The organism is Aeribacillus sp. FSL M8-0254 (genome assembly GCF_038008845.1).
In the GTDB taxonomy this organism is placed as follows: Bacteria; Bacillota; Bacilli; order Bacillales; family Aeribacillaceae; genus Aeribacillus; species Aeribacillus composti.
In genome coordinates, this window is record NZ_JBBOZY010000001.1 from 705,567 (window position 1) to 724,114 (window position 18,548).

Here is an 18,548-nt window from a genome sequence, read left to right on the forward strand (position 1 = left end):
AAGGGATAGACAGCATTGACTGATTGCCCAGCAATAAACGAGTAGTTGTTTATACAAAGATAAGTCTGCGTGCTCGAAGTCACACTTATTTGTGCTTGGAAAGGCAATCTACACATATAAACATGCGGTCACCCTGCAACCAGAGTGGCCCACTCACCTCCGCGTGATTTGTAGTTGACTGTTATCCCTATGACTTTAGAATAATAAAAATAACGCCGGTGGCACAATTGTTTCATTACGTTTTGTGCCTTGAGCGAAGCGAAAGGAATGGGTATAAACATGAAGATACACATTCTTATTTATTGTGGCTCGTTTTGCTCTCGGTTTTAGCTTTTATAGCTGCTGTTGTGTTCGAAAAAACATTATCACCATCCGCCTCTGTTACAATGTATATAATTGCTACGGTGATCAGCGGATATAAAACATTTTTGAAAGGGGCCAAAAACCTCGTTCGATTGAAATTTAACATTGACACCCTTATGACAATTGCTTTGATTGGGGCTTTTGGCATTGGAGAGTGGAAGGAAGGTGCTGTTGTTGCCATTTTATTTGGAGTGAACGAATATTTAGAGGGCTTGGGAATGGAAAAGGCCCGTCGTTCTATCGAATCGCTTTTAGAAGTTGCGCCGAATGAAGCTACGATTGTTATAGATGGCCAGGAAAAGAAAGTTTCCATTCATGACATCAAGGCAGGGGATATTGTTCTTGTCAAAGCCGGTGAAAAAATTCCATCGGATGGGATAGTGGTGGAAGGGAAAAGCTCAGTTAATGAAGCGGCCATTACTGGAGAATCTCTCCCTGTTGAAAAGGAAGCAAAAGATGAAGTGTTTGGGGGAAGCATTAATAATGAAGGAATTTTGAAAGTTCGGATAACAAAGCCTTACGAAGAATCGTCTCTAGCGAAAATTTTGCATTTAGTTGAAGAAGCGCAGGAAACAAAAACGCCGACTGAGCAATTCATTAATAAGTTTGCGAAATATTATACTCCTTTGATCATGCTTATCTCTCTTGTCGTTATTTTTATTCCGCCGCTTTTCTTAGGAGTTGATTGGAGAACATCTTTATATCAAGGATTGGCAGTGTTAATTGTCGGCTGTCCATGTGCATTAGTTTTATCCTCTCCCATTGCTATCGTTTCAGGAATCACGAGAAATGCACGCAAAGGCATTCTTGTAAAAGGCGGGGTTTATTTAGAGCAATTAGGGAAAATTGGAATAATAGCTTTTGATAAAACAGGTACACTGACAAAAGGGGAGCCTTATGTAGAGAAGTTTGTAGAATATGATCCTTCTTTTTGGAGCATCATCGGATCAATTGAAAAATCCTCTACTCATCCGATCGCTAAAGCCATTATGAAAAAAATAGATGAGTTAAATGTTTCCCTTTTGGAGGCTCGCTCCGTTGTTGTAACATCAGGTGAGGGAATAAAAGCGGAGATAGACGGGAAGGAATACCGTATCGGCAATGAAAAAACGATTCAACATCTTTCGCTCAGCGAAAATGTAAAGGAAGACATAAAGACCTTTAAACAGGAAGGACTAACAATCGTTTTGGTTTCAGATGACAAAAACGTTCTCGGTATGGTCGGTATAGCGGATGAAATTCGACAGGAAAGCAGCCAGGTGATCCGCATGCTTCACCGAACAGGTGTGAAGAGGACTGTCATGTTGACAGGAGACCACGAAAAAACTGCTGAAAAAGTGGCGAAAAAGGTTGGTTTAAGCGAATATTTTGCAAACCTTCTGCCGGAAGAAAAGGTGGAAAAGGTAAAAGAACTGTCTCTCTCAGGAAAAACGGCAATGATCGGAGATGGTATCAATGATGCGCCTGCGCTCGCAGCTGCTGATTTAGGCATTGCAATGGGAAAAGGAACAGACAGCGCAATTGAAACGGCTGATATCGTTTTAATGCAAGATCATTTAGGAAAGCTGCCTGAAGCTATTTCAACCGCCAAAAAGGTGAACAGAATCATCAAGTTAAACATCGGGATTGCTCTAGGTTTAAAAGCCGCTGCACTGCTGCTGACGATTCCAGGCTGGCTTACGCTTTGGATAGCCATTCTGTCTGATATGGGGGCGACTGTTTTAGTGACCCTCATTAGTTTAACGATTTTATGGGAACGAAATAAAAAACTTCTAAATGAGGCTTTCAGCTAATGGCTGATCGCCTTTTTTTCTTGCATTTTTTAATATTTCTCTTCCATAAACATATGACATTTATTATAATCTTATTAATTTGACAACCTGCCGCTAATGAAAAATTGGACATAACATTTTGGACAAAATCATGGGAGGAATTGTGCATGCTTTTAGGTGCAATTGAAGCGGGCGGAACAAAATTTGTCTGTGGAATTGGAGATGAAAACGGAAATATCATCGAGCGGACTTCTTTTCCGACGACAACGCCTGATGAAGTGCTTGAACAAGTGGTCAAATTTTTTCGGGATAAAGATATTAAAGCGCTTGGAATTGGCTCATTCGGTCCGATTGATTTAGATCGCACAAGCGAAACATTCGGATACATAACATCTACTCCGAAGCTACAGTGGGCGAATATAAATCTTGTCGGAGCGATAAAAAAAGAATTTCCTATTCCAATTGGCTTTGATACCGACGTCAATGCAGCAGCGCTGGGGGAAATGAAATGGGGGGCTGCGAAAGGTCTGAATAGCTGCATTTATATGACGATCGGTACCGGGATCGGAGTCGGTGCCATCTCTGAAGGACATCTAGTACACGGGCTAATCCATCCGGAAATGGGGCATATGCTTGTTCGGCGCCATCCTGAAGATTCGTTTGCCGGCAATTGTCCGTATCACAAAGATTGTTTGGAAGGAATGGCATCCGGTCCTGCTATAGAAAAACGCTGGGGAAAAAAGGGGCAAGAATTAGAAAAAAATGAGAAAGTATGGGATTTGGAAGCGTACTATATTGCACAAGGAATTGCCAACCTTATACTCGTTTTATCGCCTAAAAAAATAATAATTGGCGGCGGAGTCGCCAAACAAAAGCAATTGTTCCCCCTTATACATCAAAATGTTCAAGCTTTATTAAACGGATATGTTCGCCATGAAGTGGTGCTAGAAAACATTGCAGATTATATTGTTCCGCCCGGATTAGGGGATAATGCGGGACTTTGCGGAGCAATCGGTTTAGCATATGAGGCGTTTTTGGAGCATAATCAAAAATAAAGCTCAAGAACATTTATCGGCAAATAATCGTTACAGATAACCCAAGCCATAAAATAAAATCAGGCATACAAAAATGTGTACAAGAAAAGGAAACTTTCAAGAATGCAGTTAAGAACCAAAAAGAATTAGATAAAGCTAAAACTAATGCTAAAGAGAATTGATCCAAGATATTGCTCGGTGACCTAACAGCTCTTTATGTTATAGCTGAGATGATTAAGTTTAGGTGGCTGGAATCATTCATTTTTTGATAAGTGGAGTTCAGGAGTATTGCCATGTATATCCTGAAACAAAACGAATATTGAAAAATATTTTTTAATCTTTAAACAATTATTAAACATCTCTACATTTAGAGGAAGAATCAATTAAATTATATATCTTAAAAAAGACAAATTAGACTTAGGGATTTAGAAATTTATTTATTATTTAAAAACAGTATGTCTATGGGATATCTTATGATCGGGGATTAAGAAGACCTTTATGAATACATGAATGAAGAGGATATTCAACAATTTCAAAATGTAATAAAAATCTATGTATTGTCAGATGAACAGTTCAATGAAGAAGATGCAGATATTTTTAGAGAGTTTGCAATGGATTTAGTTGATGGTAAAGATTTTTGTGCATTAATACTGGATTTTCATGTAAATGGAGAATTGTTTGAAAATCTACCGCTAAATCTTAAGGTGGAAGATTATCAAAAAATATTACATGCAGTAAATTCTGAATACGATATTTCATATGTAAATCTAGATCATTTGTTATATCTATCTCAAGATTAAGAAAGAGTATCCAATAGTGAAAAAAGGCGACTATTGGATGCTTTTTTATATGCTTAGGGTAGTCTTAGGGGGTGATCGTAAGAAATAGTATAAAAGTTGCTTTCATAAAGGCGAATTTTTTAGCCTATGAGCTTCATTATTGCATTTAAATATAATCATAAAGCTATTTCTATTCGTTTATTTTGACTTCATCGATTTCAACTATTTCCCCTGTATCCTAGGTTTTCTGACCGCTATACATCGCATTATTTTTTATTCTTTGCATTGGCTTATTTTTCCCTTCTCTTTTGTGGTTTTGCTTGAAAGCTTTTTGAGGGCTTCAATATAATAAATGTATAACCGTTGACGAAAAGAGGTTTTTTTATGATCAAGCTTGTGTTTGCCGCATTCGCCCCTTTTTTGCTTGTCTTATTTTTCACAAGAGTTACATATAGTCATGTCGTTGGGACATTGTTGACGGCTGGTTTATTAATTGCCTCTTATTTTGCAGGTCATATGGATACTATTTATATCGCCATTTTGGATGTAGCCAGCTTAGCAGCTGGTTTTATCGCTGCCAGAAGCATGAAAAAGGATAAGAAAACATCTACTTAAACCTGTTCAACACGATTGACAGGTTTTTATTGTCTATGAAAATCAAACGTCAGTTCGTATTTTTGGTGATTCAGTCTGATTATATGTTAAAATATAATATAAGTTTCTGAATTGGAGGATGTTCCATGGATCGGTTTGAATTAGTTTCAAATTACCAGCCTCAAGGAGATCAGCCGAAAGCTATCAAAGAGCTGGTGGAGGGAATCAAGCAAGGAAAAAAACATCAGACATTGTTAGGTGCAACTGGAACTGGCAAAACGTTTACGATATCCAATGTGATTAAAGAAGTGAACAAACCGACGCTGGTCATTGCCCATAATAAAACGCTTGCCGGACAGCTGTATAGCGAGTTTAAAGAATTTTTCCCGAACAATGCAGTTGAATATTTTGTCAGCTATTATGACTATTATCAGCCGGAAGCGTATGTTCCGCAAACAGATACGTATATTGAAAAAGATGCGAGCATTAATGATGAAATTGATAAATTAAGACATTCGGCCACCTCTGCATTGTTTGAACGGAAAGATGTTATTATTATCGCAAGCGTTTCTTGCATATATGGTTTAGGTTCGCCAGAAGAATATCGTGAGCTGGTTGTAAGTCTTCGTACAGGAATGGAAATCGAGCGCAATGACTTGCTGCGCCGTTTAGTGGATGTGCAGTATGAAAGAAATGATGTAGATTTTCGCAGGGGAACTTTTCGCGTGCGCGGGGATGTAGTGGAAATTTTCCCTGCTTCGCGCGATGAACATTGTATCCGCGTGGAATTTTTCGGAGATGAAATCGACCGCATCCGTGAAGTTGATGCGCTGACAGGCGAAATTATTGGAGAGCGGGAGCATGTAGCGATTTTCCCGGCATCACACTTTGTGACAAGAGAAGAAAAAATGAAAATTGCCATTGCTAATATTGAAAAGGAGCTTGAGGAACGGCTGCATGAACTGCGGGAGAATGGAAAGCTTTTGGAAGCGCAACGGCTCGAGCAACGGACAAGATATGATTTAGAAATGATGCGGGAGATGGGCTTTTGCTCCGGGATTGAAAACTACTCCCGTCATCTTACATTAAGACCGCCCGGTTCGACTCCTTATACGCTTTTAGATTATTTTGGAGATGATTTTTTGATCGTCATTGACGAGTCGCATGTGACGATTCCGCAAATCCGCGGGATGTACAACGGCGACCAGGCGAGAAAACAAGTGCTTGTCGATCATGGATTCCGTTTGCCTTCAGCACTTGACAACCGTCCGTTAAAATTTGAGGAATTTGAAAAGCATATGAAACATGTCATTTATGTTTCTGCCACCCCTGGGCCGTATGAGCTGGAGCATACGCCGGTTGTTGTTGAACAGATTATCCGCCCGACTGGACTTTTAGATCCAACCATTGACGTCCGACCTGTTGAAGGGCAAATAGACGATTTAATCGGCGAAATTCAAAAGCGGGTTAAACGGAATGAGCGGGTGCTTGTGACCACATTAACGAAAAAAATGGCGGAAGATTTAACGGATTATTTGCGGGAAATCGGGATTAAGGTGACATATCTCCATTCCGAAATTAAAACGCTCGAGCGCATTGAAATTATCCGCGACCTGCGCCTTGGCAAACATGAAGTGTTGGTCGGGATCAATTTGCTCAGGGAAGGGCTTGATATTCCGGAGGTCTCTCTCGTTGCAATTTTGGATGCAGATAAAGAAGGATTTCTCCGTTCGGAACGTTCTCTTATTCAAACAATCGGACGGGCGGCTCGGAACGCAAACGGGCATGTCATTATGTATGCTGATACAATCACAAAATCGATGGAAATCGCCATAAACGAAACAAAACGGCGTCGTGCGATTCAAGAGGAATATAACCGTCAACATGGCATTACGCCAAAAACGATTCAAAAAGATATTCGCGATGTAATTAGGGCGACATATGCAGCGGAAGATGAAGCAGAATATAAAACGGAAAAGGCTGTGAAGCTGAACAAAATGTCGAAAAAAGATCGAGAACAACTGATAGCCCGTATGGAAAAAGAAATGAAAGAAGCTGCAAAAGCATTAGATTTCGAAAGAGCTGCTGAATTGCGCGATCTAATTTTGGAGCTGAAAGCGGAAGGATGATTGGATATGGCAATGGATAAAATTGTTGTAAAAGGTGCACGCGCTCATAATTTAAAAAACATTGATGTCACGATTCCAAGAGACAAGCTTGTCGTTGTAACAGGTTTATCGGGATCGGGTAAATCTTCTTTAGCATTTGATACAATTTATGCAGAGGGACAGCGGCGATATGTGGAGTCTTTATCTGCCTATGCCCGCCAATTTTTAGGACAAATGGATAAACCTGATGTCGATGCGATCGAAGGCTTATCGCCGGCCATTTCGATTGATCAAAAAACGACAAGCAGAAATCCGCGTTCAACGGTCGGAACGGTGACAGAAATTTATGACTACCTACGGCTTCTTTTTGCCCGTGTCGGGCGGCCGACATGTCCGGTGCATGGGATAGAAATTTCTTCGCAAACAATCGAACAGATGGTTGACCGGATTATGGAATATCCGGAACGGACAAGACTGCAGGTTCTTGCGCCTGTTGTGTCTGGAAAAAAAGGAATGCATGTGAAAACATTGGAGGAAATAAAAAAGCAAGGGTTTGTCCGCGTGCGGATTGACGGAGAAATGATGGAGCTTACCGACGATATTTCTCTTGAAAAAAATAAAAAACATTCCATCGATGTCGTTGTGGATCGGCTGATCGTGAAAGAGGGGATTATAAGCCGGTTGACCGATTCAATTGAAACAGCTTTAAAATTAGGTGATGGAAAAGTCATAATTGACATCATCGATGGCGAAGAGCTGCTTTTCAGTGAACATCATGCCTGCCCGATTTGCGGTTTTTCGATTGGAGAGCTTGAACCGCGGATGTTTTCCTTTAACAGCCCGTACGGAGCTTGTCATGCTTGTGACGGCTTAGGTTCAAAACTAGAGGTGGATTTGGATCTCGTTATTCCAAATAAAAACTTGACATTAAAGGAACACGCAATTGCACCGTGGGAGCCGACAAGCTCTCAATATTATCCGCAGCTTCTTCAAGCGGTTTGCAACCATTACGGTATTGATATGGACATTCCAGTTAAAGATATACCGAAACATCTGCTCGATAAAATTTTATTTGGAAGCGGCGGGGAAAAAATTTATTTTCGCTATGAGAACGATTTCGGACAAATCCGGGAAGGCTATGTAGAATTTGAAGGTGTGGTCCACAATATAGAACGGCGCTATAAAGAAACGACATCTGATTTCATACGTGAACAAATGGAAAAATATATGACGAATCAGCCGTGTCCGACATGCAAAGGGCATCGACTGAAAAAGGAAAGTCTGGCTGTTCTTATTAACGGACGCCATATCGGACAAGTCACTCAATTATCTATTCGTGAAGCCTATCAGTTTTTTGACCAATTGGCATTGACAGAAAAAGAAATGAAAATTGCCAATTTGATTTTAAGAGAAATAAAAGAACGGCTGAATTTTTTAATTGAGGTAGGTCTTGATTATTTAACATTAAGCAGATCAGCTGGTACGCTCTCTGGTGGAGAAGCGCAAAGAATCCGTCTTGCCACGCAAATCGGATCAAGACTGACAGGAGTACTTTATATATTGGACGAGCCGTCTATCGGTTTGCATCAACGGGACAATGACAGGCTGATCCGTGCTCTTCAAAATATGCGGGATATCGGCAATACATTGATTGTAGTTGAACATGATGAAGATACGATGCTTGCGGCTGATTATTTGATCGATATTGGGCCGGGAGCTGGCGTGCACGGCGGTCAAGTTGTAGCTGCGGGTACACCAAAAGAAGTGATGAATGATGACCGTTCGCTTACAGGACAATATTTGTCAGGGAAAAAGTTCATTCCATTGCCGGTCGAAAGAAGAAAACCGGATGGTCGGTATATTGAAATAAAAGGAGCAAGCGAGAACAATTTAAAAAATGTAAATGTCAAATTTCCTTTAGGTGTATTTTTGGCAGTAACAGGTGTATCTGGTTCGGGGAAAAGTACGTTAGTCAATGAAATATTGCAAAAAGGCTTGGCGCAAAAGCTGAATAACAGTAAAACAAAACCTGGTGTCTATAAAGAAATGAAAGGGATTGAACATCTCGATAAGGTCATCAGCATTGACCAATCTCCGATTGGAAGAACGCCGCGTTCAAATCCAGCTACGTATACCGGCGTATTTGACGATATTCGTGATGTGTTTGCAGCAACGAATGAAGCGAAAGTAAGAGGCTATAAAAAAGGACGCTTCAGTTTTAATGTGAAGGGCGGCCGCTGTGAAGCATGCCGAGGCGATGGAATCATTAAAATTGAAATGCATTTTCTTCCAGATGTATATGTTCCGTGTGAAGTATGCCACGGAAAAAGATATAACCGGGAAACTCTTGAAGTCACATATAAAGGAAAAAATATTGCGGATATTTTAGAAATGACTGTGGAAGACGCACTTCAGTTCTTTGAAAATATTCCAAAAATCAAACGGAAGCTGCAAACCATTTACGATGTAGGACTTGGTTATATGAAACTTGGTCAGCCGGCTACGACAATGTCCGGTGGGGAAGCACAACGGATAAAGCTTGCTTCAGAGTTGCATCGCAGATCTACTGGAAGATCGCTGTATATTTTAGATGAACCGACAACAGGGCTGCATGTTGACGATATTGCTAGACTCTTGAAGGTTTTGCATCGGCTTGTTGAAAACGGAGATACAGTTCTTGTAATTGAGCATAACTTAGATGTGATTAAATCAGCTGACTATATCATCGACCTTGGACCAGAAGGCGGGGACGGCGGAGGAACAATCATTGCAACGGGTACCCCTGAAGAAGTGGCAGAAGCGAAACAGTCTTATACAGGAAAATATTTAAAACCGATTTTGGATCGGGATCGGGAGAGAATGAAAAATTTCATTTTGAAAAAAGAGGCAGCGGCAAACAGTTAAATAGGCTGTTGCCAGTCTCTTTTAAATGACGAAGAATGTTCCTAAAATTCCTGAAACGGATGGTTTTATTCCATCGGTTTTCAGGAGATGAGTTGTAGATTTTTACTAGCCCTTTCAGCGAAAAATCGAGGAAATACTGATTTTCTTTGATATATGAACATTTCGCATAAAACAGAGCTTGAGCCTTTGTGTGACAAAGGGCTCTTTTTTTATAAACTGATGTTTCTCCTATCATTCATTCAAATTCAAAATTTTGAAGACTCGATGAATCGGATTCTCCGGCGTCTTAGTTATTGTGCTCACGATGTCTACAATTACCGAATGTATTGAATATCTTTGATGCATTGCTAATTCATAAAAAAGCTGACCCAAAAAAATATTTGACGGCCTTGGATCAGCTTTTTTAAAATCAGTCCCTGTGAAAAGAAGGCATTATATAAATTATTTATTTTCCATTTCTTGAATGGCTGTTTGAGCCAATTTAGAAATCGTCATATCATCCATTGGCGGATTGTGAAGCCCTGCTCTCACATCACGATAATACCGCTGCAACGGATTTGACAGTTGAAGGCTTTTTGCTCCAACTAGTCTCATCGCCATATCGACAATGTTGATGGCTGAGTTCGTCACAATATGCTTCGCAACACTAAGCTCGTTTGTAATGTATGGACGGCGTGCTTCATCATCATAAATTTCCGCTACGCTATACAAGAAATGTCTAGCTTTCATTAATTCTAAGTCAATCTGACCGATTAAATTTTGTACATTTGGCAATTGGCTAATGGTTCCATTTATACTATTTGGAAAATATTCTGTCGCAAATTTCACTGCATAATCACGCGCCGCCTGTGCAATACCTAAATAACAAGCGGGAATATGCAGAATCCAACCATTTATTGTATTTCCTCTCGGTCCATGGTTTAGCTCTACAAAATTTTCTTCTGCTACTTCAACGTTATCTAACACAAGATCGTGACTTTCTGTTCCTCTCATGGCGATAACGTCCCAATTTTTTTCAATTGATAATCCCTTTGCTTCTCGTTCAATTAAGAAAAATCCAATTCCTTCCTTTTCTTCAACCCATGCAGATACAAGAAAATGTGTCAGCACAGGTGACATAGTAGTATATGTCTTTCTGCCCGAAATAATCCACTTGCCATCTCTTTTCACTGCTTCCGTTTCAGGGCGCCCGCCGCGGGTTGGACTGCCTGTTTTTGCTTCACTAACTGCTCTGTTCACCAAAGCGCCGTTTAAAATTTCTTTTGCAAAAGAGGCAAGCTTTTCTTCCCTCCAAAGTTTTTTCTCATACAACTCCCCAACGACGCCCAGATGCCAACCGATGGCTAGGCCTGTAGCACCATCAAAGCTAGCAATGGTTTCTTGGAATAGAACTAGATCTGTGACACCAATTCCGCCGCCTCCATATTCTTTTGGCAGCGAGAGCTTCGTATACCCTATATTGACAAGCGCTTGGAAATTTTCTTTTGGAAACTTTGTCTTTTCATCGCTTTCCCTAGAATGACTTTTAAACGACTCTTCATGCTTTAACAGCTTTTCGATCCACAATCTTTGCGCATCCGTTTTCACAAATAATTTTTTTGACACGTTCCACACTTCCTTAAGCAAAATCTGTTCAGATTAATATTTTAATAGGTTCAATAATTTAGCATGAAAAAATGCCCTGACATCGTTCGAGAAAGGAGAACGGCCTTTTTCTTACATTGTGTCATAACGTATGCAGGGCTGTCCATAAGTCAGTTTTCTGCTTATGTAACAACCCCTTTCAGAAAAAATTATATAAACGATCATGAAACATCCATTCTAATTCAAGAAAAATTTATTTTACAAAATAACGAAAAAATGGTATAATCTTCTCCGTGAGTTTAATTTTATTGTACATTTATGTTAGGAGAGGAAAGGACAATTCCTCTTCTAACAATTTCTTCTTCTAATAAAACGATAAACTCTTCACTAGCCTCGATTTGAATGGCTTCATAATAGGCTTTCATTAACAGGTAATTAGATAAAAGATACAATGAGTTCATTTGAACTGCTGCCCCTCCTTTCTGTTAAAATAAACAAACGTTTACGTCAGGACAGAAAGACGAGTCGTCTAGGGCGAGAAAAATATGAAAATTCAGAAAATAAAGTCTATCAACTCCTTTCCTATTTGTGTAAAGAATGGTACCAAAATAGTGAAAAAATGTCAATCTATTTCATACTTTCACATAGAAAGTGTTATAATAATTTGTAAATAGAAAGTGAAAAGGACGAATTTCGATGTTTATTAGATGGTTGACAAGCATTTTATTAAATGCACTGATTTTGATTGTTGTAGCTGGGTTCTTTGATTCGTTTTATTTAAGCGGAGTTGGAGCGGCTATTGTAGCCAGTATGATTTTGTCAGTGTTAAATGTTTTTGTGAAGCCGTTTCTCATATTATTGACATTGCCGATTACGGTTTTTACTCTCGGAACATTTTTATTTGTCATCAATGCAGTTACGTTGATGATTGCCCAGGCAATAATGGGAGATGCCTTTAATATTGATGGCTTTGGAACTGCCCTCCTCGCCTCCATCTTCATTTCGTTTTTGAATCTGCTCATTCAATTGGTGTTTATGAACCGTTTTAAAGACTAATGAAAAAGATTTTTTCATTCATATCTCCTATCGTTTCGGGAATGATACGAATAGGTGATATAAATGAAAAAAATCTTTCCTCTTATTATTTTTGTTTTCATGATTTTATCTCCCGCATTTCCTAGCTTTGAGCTTGCAGCTTCGCCAAATGATTCAAACGTCTACACGATCGTATGGCTTTCAGACACTCAATACTATTCGGAAAAATACCCTCATATTTTTCGTAATCAAATGGATTGGATTGTGCAAAATCGCGATAATTGGAATATAAAATATGTTGTTCATACCGGTGATATTGTCAACCGTGCGGAAAAGAAACAGCAGTGGGTTCAAGCAGACCGCATGTTCCGAAAACTGGAACAGGTGTCTATTCCTTACGGAGTGCTTGCGGGCAATCACGATTTAGTATACGGAAAATCATATAAAATGTTTCATCAATATTTTGGTAAAGATCGTTTTTTCACGAAGCCTTATTATGGTGGGGGATATCGGAATAATCGAGGGCATTACGATTTAATTACGCTCGGACATCAACATTTTCTTTTTTTGTATATCGGCTGGCATGTTGACAAAGACAGCATCAGCTGGATGAACGAAGTCTTAAAACGTCATTCAGACCGAACAGCAATCATAGCTGTCCATAAATATTTGCATAAAAATGGAAAACGAACGCTGGTTGGAAATCGTATATTTCGCAATATCGTCAAAAAGAATCCGAATGTAAAAATCGTTTTGAGCGGCCATTATGATGACAGTGAGTTATTAAAAACAAAAATTGATGATGATCATGATGGGACTCCTGATCGGATTGTTTATGAATTATTGGCGGACTATCAGGGGGCTTCTGAAGGAGGAGAAGGCTTTTTACGCTTGCTCCATTATTTTCCGAGTCGCTCCAAATTTTATGTCCGTGCATATTCACCTTATTCCAACAAGCATTTTTTTTTCTCTCCTAAAAAAGAAGAGTTTTGGATTGAATAGCCTTTATCTTTCGCTCCGATGCCCTTGTCTCTGCTTTTAAGCAATGAATGTCTTTGATGAAAGATGTTTGTTGCCAAAAAGAAAAGTGCTACAATAAAAAGATGAAAAAAGTTTTTTAAGTCTAAGGAGGAAAGACTTCGTGTCGAAAGTACGTACAAAAGATATTATCGAAAAATTCCAACTTGAATTGATCAGCGGAGAAGAGGGAATCAGCCGGCCCATTATTACAAGTGATCTTTCCAGACCTGGTCTTGAAATGGCTGGTTATTTTACATATTATCCAAAAGAGCGTATACAGCTGCTGGGAAGAACGGAGCTTACGTTTTTTGCAAAATTGACGCCTGAAGAAAAGAAAAGCCGGATGGAGCAGCTATGTACAGATGTAACACCGGCAATCATTGTGTCAAGAGAGATGGAGGCTCCGCCGGAATTAATTGAGGCATCTGAAAAATCAAATGTTCCAGTGCTGCGCTCACCATTGAAAACGACCCGCTTGTCAAGCCGCTTAACCAATTTTTTGGAAAGCAAGCTTGCTCCAACGACAGCTGTACATGGAGTGCTTGTTGATATTTACGGGGTGGGTGTTTTAATTACAGGAAAAAGCGGGGTAGGCAAAAGTGAAACTGCTCTTGAACTGGTGAAAAGAGGGCATCGCTTAATTGCAGATGATTGTGTTGAAATTCGTCAGGAGGATCGGGATACATTAGTCGGCAGTGCGCCGGAATTGATCCGCCATCTTTTAGAGATCCGCGGTCTTGGAATCATTGATGTGATGACATTGTTTGGTGCAGGAGCCGTCCGTAGTCATAAGCGAATTTCCCTTGTCATCGATTTGGAATTATGGGATCCGAACAAACAATACGACCGTTTAGGACTCGATGAAGAGAAAATGAAAATTTTGGATGCAGAACTGACAAAATTAACAATTCCTGTACGTCCTGGAAGAAACTTGGCTGTTATTATTGAAGTTGCGGCAATGAATTTCCGGTTAAAAAGAATGGGATTCAATGCGGCGGAACAATTTACAAATAAATTGGCGGATGTTATCGAAGATGGAGATCACGAAGATTTTTAATTGATGAAATAGGAGAGATGAGAGAATGAAAGAGGCAATTCAGCCCATTGATCCAATCGCATTTCAGCTAGGACCATTACAAGTTCATTGGTACGGGATCATTATAGGAATCGGCGCATTGCTCGGCCTATATTTGGCGATGCGTGAAGGGGAGAGAAGAGGTCTTCATAAAGATATATTTATCGATCTTGCATTGTTTGCTATTCCTATTGCGATTATATGTGCCAGAACTTATTATGTCATTTTTCAATGGGAATATTATTCTGAAAATCTTTCGGAAATCCCTAAAATTTGGCATGGTGGCCTTGCCATTCACGGCGGGTTAATCGGTGCTGTGGCAACCGGGATTGTGTATGCAAAAGTAAAAAAACTATCTTTCTGGCAACTGGCTGATATAGCTGCGCCGAGTATTATTTTAGGGCAGGCGATCGGCAGATGGGGGAATTTTATTAACCAGGAAGCTCATGGAGGACCTGTTTCAAGAGAATTTTTGGAAAATCTCCACTTGCCTGAATTTATCATTAATCAAATGTATATAAATGGACAATATTATCACCCGACTTTTTTATATGAATCCATTTGGAATCTCGCTGGGTTCGTCATCTTAATTTTGCTAAGAAGGTTTAATTTGCGGCGTGGAGAGCTGTTTTTATCATATGTTATTTGGTATTCGATCGGGCGATTTTTTATCGAGGGCATGAGAACTGATAGTTTGATGCTGACGGAAACGGTAAAAATGGCACAGGTCATTTCGATTTTACTTATTCTTAGTGCAATTGCTCTTATAATTTACCGGAGACTAAAAAAAGTAGAAAGATATTTAGATGAATATTGATAAATTGCTGGAATGAAGGTGAAACTTTGAAACAAACATTGAAAAAAGGATTACAAACAGGATTGGAAACAACGTGGACTCTCGGTAAAGTCATTTTCCCTGTAACGTTGATTGTTTCATTTTTACAACATACTCCTTTGATTGATTGGATGGTTCATTTTATAACGCCGGTCATGAAGGTAATCGGGTTAAATGGAGATGCTGCAATCCCCCTTGTGATTGGGAATTTTCTTAACTTGTATGCGGCGATTGGAGCCATTTTGTCCATTGATTTTACGGTAAAAGAAGTCTTTATTTTGGCAGTCATGCTGTCATTTTCCCACAACTTATTAATCGAAACGACTGTAGCAAGCAAAGTCGGTGTGAAACTATGGATCATCTTGTCCGTCCGGCTCGGACTGGCATTTTTTTCGGCTTTTATCATCAATCTTTTTTGGGACGGCGGTGGAGAAAAAGCTCAATACGGATTTATATCTCAACAAGATGCCGTGCCTTCAGACTGGGGAATGATCTTACTTGAAGGGCTTGAAAAAGCGGCAATGGGAGTCATTCAGCTTGCGGCCATCGTCATCCCGCTAATGATTGCCATTCAATTTATGAAAGATTTAGGCTGGGTCGACGCTTTCTCAAAAAAGATGGAGCCGGTAACCGAAATGCTGGGAATGAAGAGGAACACTTCAACAACGCTTGCGGCAGGATTAATTTTCGGGCTTGCCTACGGGGCTGGCGTGATGCTGCAAGCAGTAAAAGAAGATGGAGTGGAGCATCGCGATTTAACGTTGGCGTTTATATTCCTCGTTGCCTGCCATGCTGTGATAGAAGACACATTAATTTTTGTTCCGATCGTCGGTTCAGTTTGGCCGCTTTTACTCATCCGGCTGTTCGCAGCCATTCTTTTAACGATGATTATCGGTTTTGTCTGGAAAAAACAAGCACATATCGGGAAAAGGGGAACGGTTTATGAACATTGACACCGTATTGTTTGACTTGGACGGCACGTTAATAAACACAAATGAATTAATTATTGAATCGTTTTTACATACGCTGAACTATTATTATCCGGGCAAATATCAACGGGAAGATATACTTCCTTTCATCGGGCCTCCGCTTATTGACACATTTCAACGTATTAACCCTGAAAAAGCGGAGGAAATGGTCCGAAGATATCGGGAGTTTAATCATGCCCAGCATGATCTGCTTGTGAAGGAATATGATCATGTGCACGAAACGGTTCGAGCTTTAAAAGAAAAGGGATTGAAACTGGGCATTGTGACAACGAAAATTCGCGACACTGTTATGATGGGGCTGAAATTAACGGAAATGGATTCATTTTTTGACGCAATTATCACACTGGATGATGTACAGCATGCGAAGCCTCATCCTGAGCCGGTCTTGTCCGCTCTTAAATTGCTCGGTTCCGAGCCGTCTAATGCATTAATGGTGGGAGATAACCTTCATGATATAGAGGCGGGAAAAAATGCAGGAACATTAACGGCAGGAGTTGCTTGGAGCATAAAAGGGAGAGAGTATATAGAATCGTTAAAGCCAGATTTTGTGCTGGACAAAATGAGTGATTTATTGAACATTGTGATGGAGTGAAGATTGTGAGAAGAACGGATAAATTTCCTGTTGAAGGAGCAAACTCCCTTTGGCAGGTGTACAAGACGGTTTCTTTTTGGAAAGTTGTCAAAAATGTCATCGTGATTCTGATCGCGCGCTACACTCCATTTATGCCTATCAAAAACTGGCTTTACCGCACATTTCTTGGCATGAAAATCGGACAGCAAACATCGTTTGCATTTATGGTTATGGTGGATATTTTGTTCCCGGAAAAAATTAAAGTTGGGCGCAATTCTATTATCGGATACAACACGACGATTTTAGCACATGAATATTTAATCGATGAATATCGCATCGGCGAAGTGGAAATTGGAGATGAAGTCATGATCGGAGCAAACACGACTATTTTGCCTGGTGTGAAAATTGGAAATCGAGCTATCGTTTCTGCCGGCACTGTAGTTCATAAAGATGTTCCGGAAGGCTCTTTTGCAGGAGGAAACCCAATGCAAATCATCTATACAAAAGAAGAAATGGAAAAAAGAAAGCGGTAAGCGTCATCAATTTTTGTCGCTTACCGCTTTTTGATTAAGCAGGATTGAGCGAAAGTGAAATAAAGGCGCTCTGTGAAAGAAGTTTACATCAAAAACTTATTGATTATAAATCTTTATTTTGGTAGTATGGTAACATATTAGCGGATTAAAGTGAATGCGCCATGGAGGTGTCAGTGAGTGTTTATGTTTGAAAAGCCCTTGGGAATGCGGGATACATTGCCGGGCTTATATGTCATAAAAGAAAGCGTTCGTAAAAAAATGATGAATGTGATTGAAAGCTGGGGTTATCAATTTTTGGAGACTCCAACGTTGGAATTTTATGAAACAGTAGGAGTTCAGTCGGCGATACAAGAGCAGCAATTATTTAAACTTCTTGACAGGCAGGGGCATACGCTCGTTTTAAGACCAGATATGACAGCTCCCATTGCACGAATTGCGGCTTCCAAGCTGATGAAAGAAAGCTTGCCGTTAAGGCTCGCTTATTCTGCAAATGTGTTTCGTGCACAGCAGCATGAAGGCGGCAGACCGGCAGAATTTGAACAAATTGGCATTGAGCTGATTGGCGATGGAACGATTAGCGCTGATGCGGAAGCGATCGCTCTAATGATATATGCCTTAAAAAATACTGGCCTTAAAGATTTTAAAATTTCCATTGGGCATATCGGATTTATCAATGCTTTGTTCGGAGAAATTTTAGGGAAGGAAGAACGGGCGGAGAAGCTGCGCCGCTATTTATATGAAAAGAACTTTGTCGGATACCGCGAGCATGTGAAAAGATTATCTCTCTCTACCATTGACAAAGAACGCCTTTTAAGAGTCATTGATTTAAAAGGAGGAATTGAGAAGGCTGATGAAGCTTCAAGCCTTGTTGCTTGTGACAGCGGGAAGAAAGCGCTGGAAGATTTAAAACAGCTCCTTACCCAATTAAGAGCTTATGAAGTGGATCAATATATCAAATTGGAACTGAATATCGTCAGCCACATGAGTTATTACACAAGCGTGATTTTTGAATTATATGCGAACGGTGTTGGACTTCCGATCGGAAACGGCGGGCGCTATGACCATCTTTTAGAAAAATTTGAACGTCCTGCCCCGGCGACAGGCTTTGGCATACGGTTAGATAATTTGCTGGAAGCTCTGGGGAATTTAAATTTGAATAAAGATCGCAATTGCATCATATTCAGCAGAGAGAATCGACAAGAAGCTTTTCGGTATGCCAATAAGCTGCGAAAAGAAGGAAAACAGGTTGTCATGCAAGATATTTCCGGTATCGATCAAATCGACAGGTTTACAGGTCAATTTACAGATATTTATTATTTCCTCGGAAAACCAGGAAAGGTGAGAGAGTGATG

The 18,548-nt window shown here is 40.0% G+C and carries 16 protein-coding genes; 14 read left to right on the forward strand and 2 right to left on the reverse strand.

Annotated elements, in window-relative coordinates; all coding sequences use genetic code 11:
* Positions 1 to 227 precede the first annotated feature (227 nt).
* The 6 genes from NSQ44_RS03390 to uvrA all read left to right on the forward strand — a co-directional run bounded on the left by NSQ44_RS03390 (position 228) and on the right by uvrA (position 9,554).
* Positions 228 to 2,156, forward strand: a complete 1,929-nt coding sequence (locus tag NSQ44_RS03390) for a heavy metal translocating P-type ATPase (protein ID WP_445659488.1) — start codon at positions 228 to 230, stop codon at positions 2,154 to 2,156.
* Between the two features lie 146 nt (positions 2,157 to 2,302).
* Positions 2,303 to 3,190: an ROK family protein gene (locus NSQ44_RS03395; protein WP_066249814.1), complete on the forward strand. Its 888-nt coding sequence runs from the start codon at positions 2,303 to 2,305 to the stop codon at positions 3,188 to 3,190.
* A gap of 485 nt (positions 3,191 to 3,675) precedes the next feature.
* Positions 3,676 to 3,969 carry a hypothetical protein gene (locus tag NSQ44_RS03400; RefSeq protein WP_340854902.1) on the forward strand — a complete coding sequence of 98 codons (294 nt, stop codon included), beginning with the start codon at positions 3,676 to 3,678 and terminating at the stop codon, positions 3,967 to 3,969.
* Positions 3,970 to 4,332: 363 nt separating this feature from the next.
* Complete coding sequence (locus NSQ44_RS03405) at positions 4,333 to 4,563, forward strand: CsbA family protein (protein ID WP_063389185.1); 231 nt, start codon at positions 4,333 to 4,335, stop codon at positions 4,561 to 4,563.
* Positions 4,564 to 4,688: 125 nt separating this feature from the next.
* A complete protein-coding gene (gene uvrB, locus NSQ44_RS03410; RefSeq protein ID WP_340854906.1) occupies positions 4,689 to 6,671 on the forward strand; it encodes an excinuclease ABC subunit UvrB in 1,983 nt (660 codons plus the stop codon).
* 6 nt (positions 6,672 to 6,677) lie between these two features.
* Positions 6,678 to 9,554 carry an excinuclease ABC subunit UvrA gene (uvrA, locus tag NSQ44_RS03415; RefSeq protein WP_340854910.1) on the forward strand — a complete coding sequence of 959 codons (2,877 nt, stop codon included), beginning with the start codon at positions 6,678 to 6,680 and terminating at the stop codon, positions 9,552 to 9,554.
* 441 nt (positions 9,555 to 9,995) lie between these two features.
* Here the strand turns inward: uvrA and NSQ44_RS03420 are convergent, their stop codons facing one another.
* Together NSQ44_RS03420 and sda are read right to left on the reverse strand one after the other, a co-directional pair.
* Positions 9,996 to 11,159: an acyl-CoA dehydrogenase family protein gene (locus tag NSQ44_RS03420; RefSeq protein WP_340854916.1), complete on the reverse strand. Its 1,164-nt coding sequence runs from the start codon at positions 11,157 to 11,159 to the stop codon at positions 9,996 to 9,998.
* 284 nt (positions 11,160 to 11,443) lie between these two features.
* The gene (gene sda, locus NSQ44_RS03425; protein WP_327862693.1) at positions 11,444 to 11,599 is read right to left on the reverse strand and encodes a sporulation histidine kinase inhibitor Sda; all 156 of its coding nucleotides are present in this window, start codon (positions 11,597 to 11,599) and stop codon (positions 11,444 to 11,446) included.
* Between the two features lie 235 nt (positions 11,600 to 11,834).
* Here sda and NSQ44_RS03430 point away from each other — a divergent pair, with 235 nt between their 5' ends.
* The 8 genes from NSQ44_RS03430 (at position 11,835) to NSQ44_RS03465 (ending at position 18,546) form a co-directional block, all read left to right on the forward strand.
* Positions 11,835 to 12,194, forward strand: a complete 360-nt coding sequence (locus tag NSQ44_RS03430) for a phage holin family protein (RefSeq protein ID WP_063389178.1) — start codon at positions 11,835 to 11,837, stop codon at positions 12,192 to 12,194.
* A gap of 63 nt (positions 12,195 to 12,257) precedes the next feature.
* On the forward strand, positions 12,258 to 13,175 hold the full coding sequence (locus NSQ44_RS03435; RefSeq protein WP_327862692.1) for a metallophosphoesterase: 918 nt from the start codon (positions 12,258 to 12,260) through the stop codon (positions 13,173 to 13,175).
* Positions 13,176 to 13,314: 139 nt separating this feature from the next.
* A complete protein-coding gene (hprK, locus tag NSQ44_RS03440) occupies positions 13,315 to 14,250 on the forward strand; it encodes an HPr(Ser) kinase/phosphatase (protein ID WP_063389176.1) in 936 nt (311 codons plus the stop codon).
* Between the two features lie 25 nt (positions 14,251 to 14,275).
* A complete protein-coding gene (lgt, locus tag NSQ44_RS03445; RefSeq protein WP_063389175.1) occupies positions 14,276 to 15,085 on the forward strand; it encodes a prolipoprotein diacylglyceryl transferase in 810 nt (269 codons plus the stop codon).
* Between the two features lie 26 nt (positions 15,086 to 15,111).
* Positions 15,112 to 16,056 carry a nucleoside recognition domain-containing protein gene (locus tag NSQ44_RS03450; RefSeq protein WP_094246438.1) on the forward strand — a complete coding sequence of 315 codons (945 nt, stop codon included), beginning with the start codon at positions 15,112 to 15,114 and terminating at the stop codon, positions 16,054 to 16,056.
* Positions 16,046 to 16,684, forward strand: a complete 639-nt coding sequence (gene ppaX / locus NSQ44_RS03455) for a pyrophosphatase PpaX (RefSeq protein WP_063389174.1) — start codon at positions 16,046 to 16,048, stop codon at positions 16,682 to 16,684. The genes NSQ44_RS03450 and ppaX overlap by 11 nt, the downstream gene beginning before the upstream one ends.
* A 5-nt stretch (positions 16,685 to 16,689) precedes the next feature.
* The gene (locus NSQ44_RS03460; RefSeq protein ID WP_063389173.1) at positions 16,690 to 17,196 is read left to right on the forward strand and encodes an acyltransferase; all 507 of its coding nucleotides are present in this window, start codon (positions 16,690 to 16,692) and stop codon (positions 17,194 to 17,196) included.
* A 177-nt stretch (positions 17,197 to 17,373) separates the two neighbouring features.
* On the forward strand, positions 17,374 to 18,546 hold the full coding sequence (locus NSQ44_RS03465; protein ID WP_340854921.1) for an ATP phosphoribosyltransferase regulatory subunit: 1,173 nt from the start codon (positions 17,374 to 17,376) through the stop codon (positions 18,544 to 18,546).
* Positions 18,547 to 18,548 lie beyond the last annotated feature (2 nt).

Excerpts from the sequence above, each read along its gene's own strand:
- lgt (WP_063389175.1), top strand. The coding sequence starts at position 14,276 with ATGAAAGAGGCAATTCAGCCCATTGATCCAATCGCATTTCAGCTAGGA.
- ppaX (WP_063389174.1), top strand. The coding sequence starts at position 16,046 with ATGAACATTGACACCGTATTGTTTGACTTGGACGGCACGTTAATAAAC.
- uvrB (WP_340854906.1), top strand. The coding sequence starts at position 4,689 with ATGGATCGGTTTGAATTAGTTTCAAATTACCAGCCTCAAGGAGATCAG.
- sda (WP_327862693.1), bottom strand. The coding sequence starts at position 11,599 with ATGAACTCATTGTATCTTTTATCTAATTACCTGTTAATGAAAGCCTAT.
- NSQ44_RS03405 (WP_063389185.1), top strand. The coding sequence starts at position 4,333 with ATGATCAAGCTTGTGTTTGCCGCATTCGCCCCTTTTTTGCTTGTCTTA.
- NSQ44_RS03430 (WP_063389178.1), top strand. The coding sequence starts at position 11,835 with ATGTTTATTAGATGGTTGACAAGCATTTTATTAAATGCACTGATTTTG.
- NSQ44_RS03400 (WP_340854902.1), top strand. The coding sequence starts at position 3,676 with ATGAATGAAGAGGATATTCAACAATTTCAAAATGTAATAAAAATCTAT.
- NSQ44_RS03395 (WP_066249814.1), top strand. The coding sequence starts at position 2,303 with ATGCTTTTAGGTGCAATTGAAGCGGGCGGAACAAAATTTGTCTGTGGA.
- NSQ44_RS03435 (WP_327862692.1), top strand. The coding sequence starts at position 12,258 with ATGAAAAAAATCTTTCCTCTTATTATTTTTGTTTTCATGATTTTATCT.
- uvrA (WP_340854910.1), top strand. The coding sequence starts at position 6,678 with ATGGCAATGGATAAAATTGTTGTAAAAGGTGCACGCGCTCATAATTTA.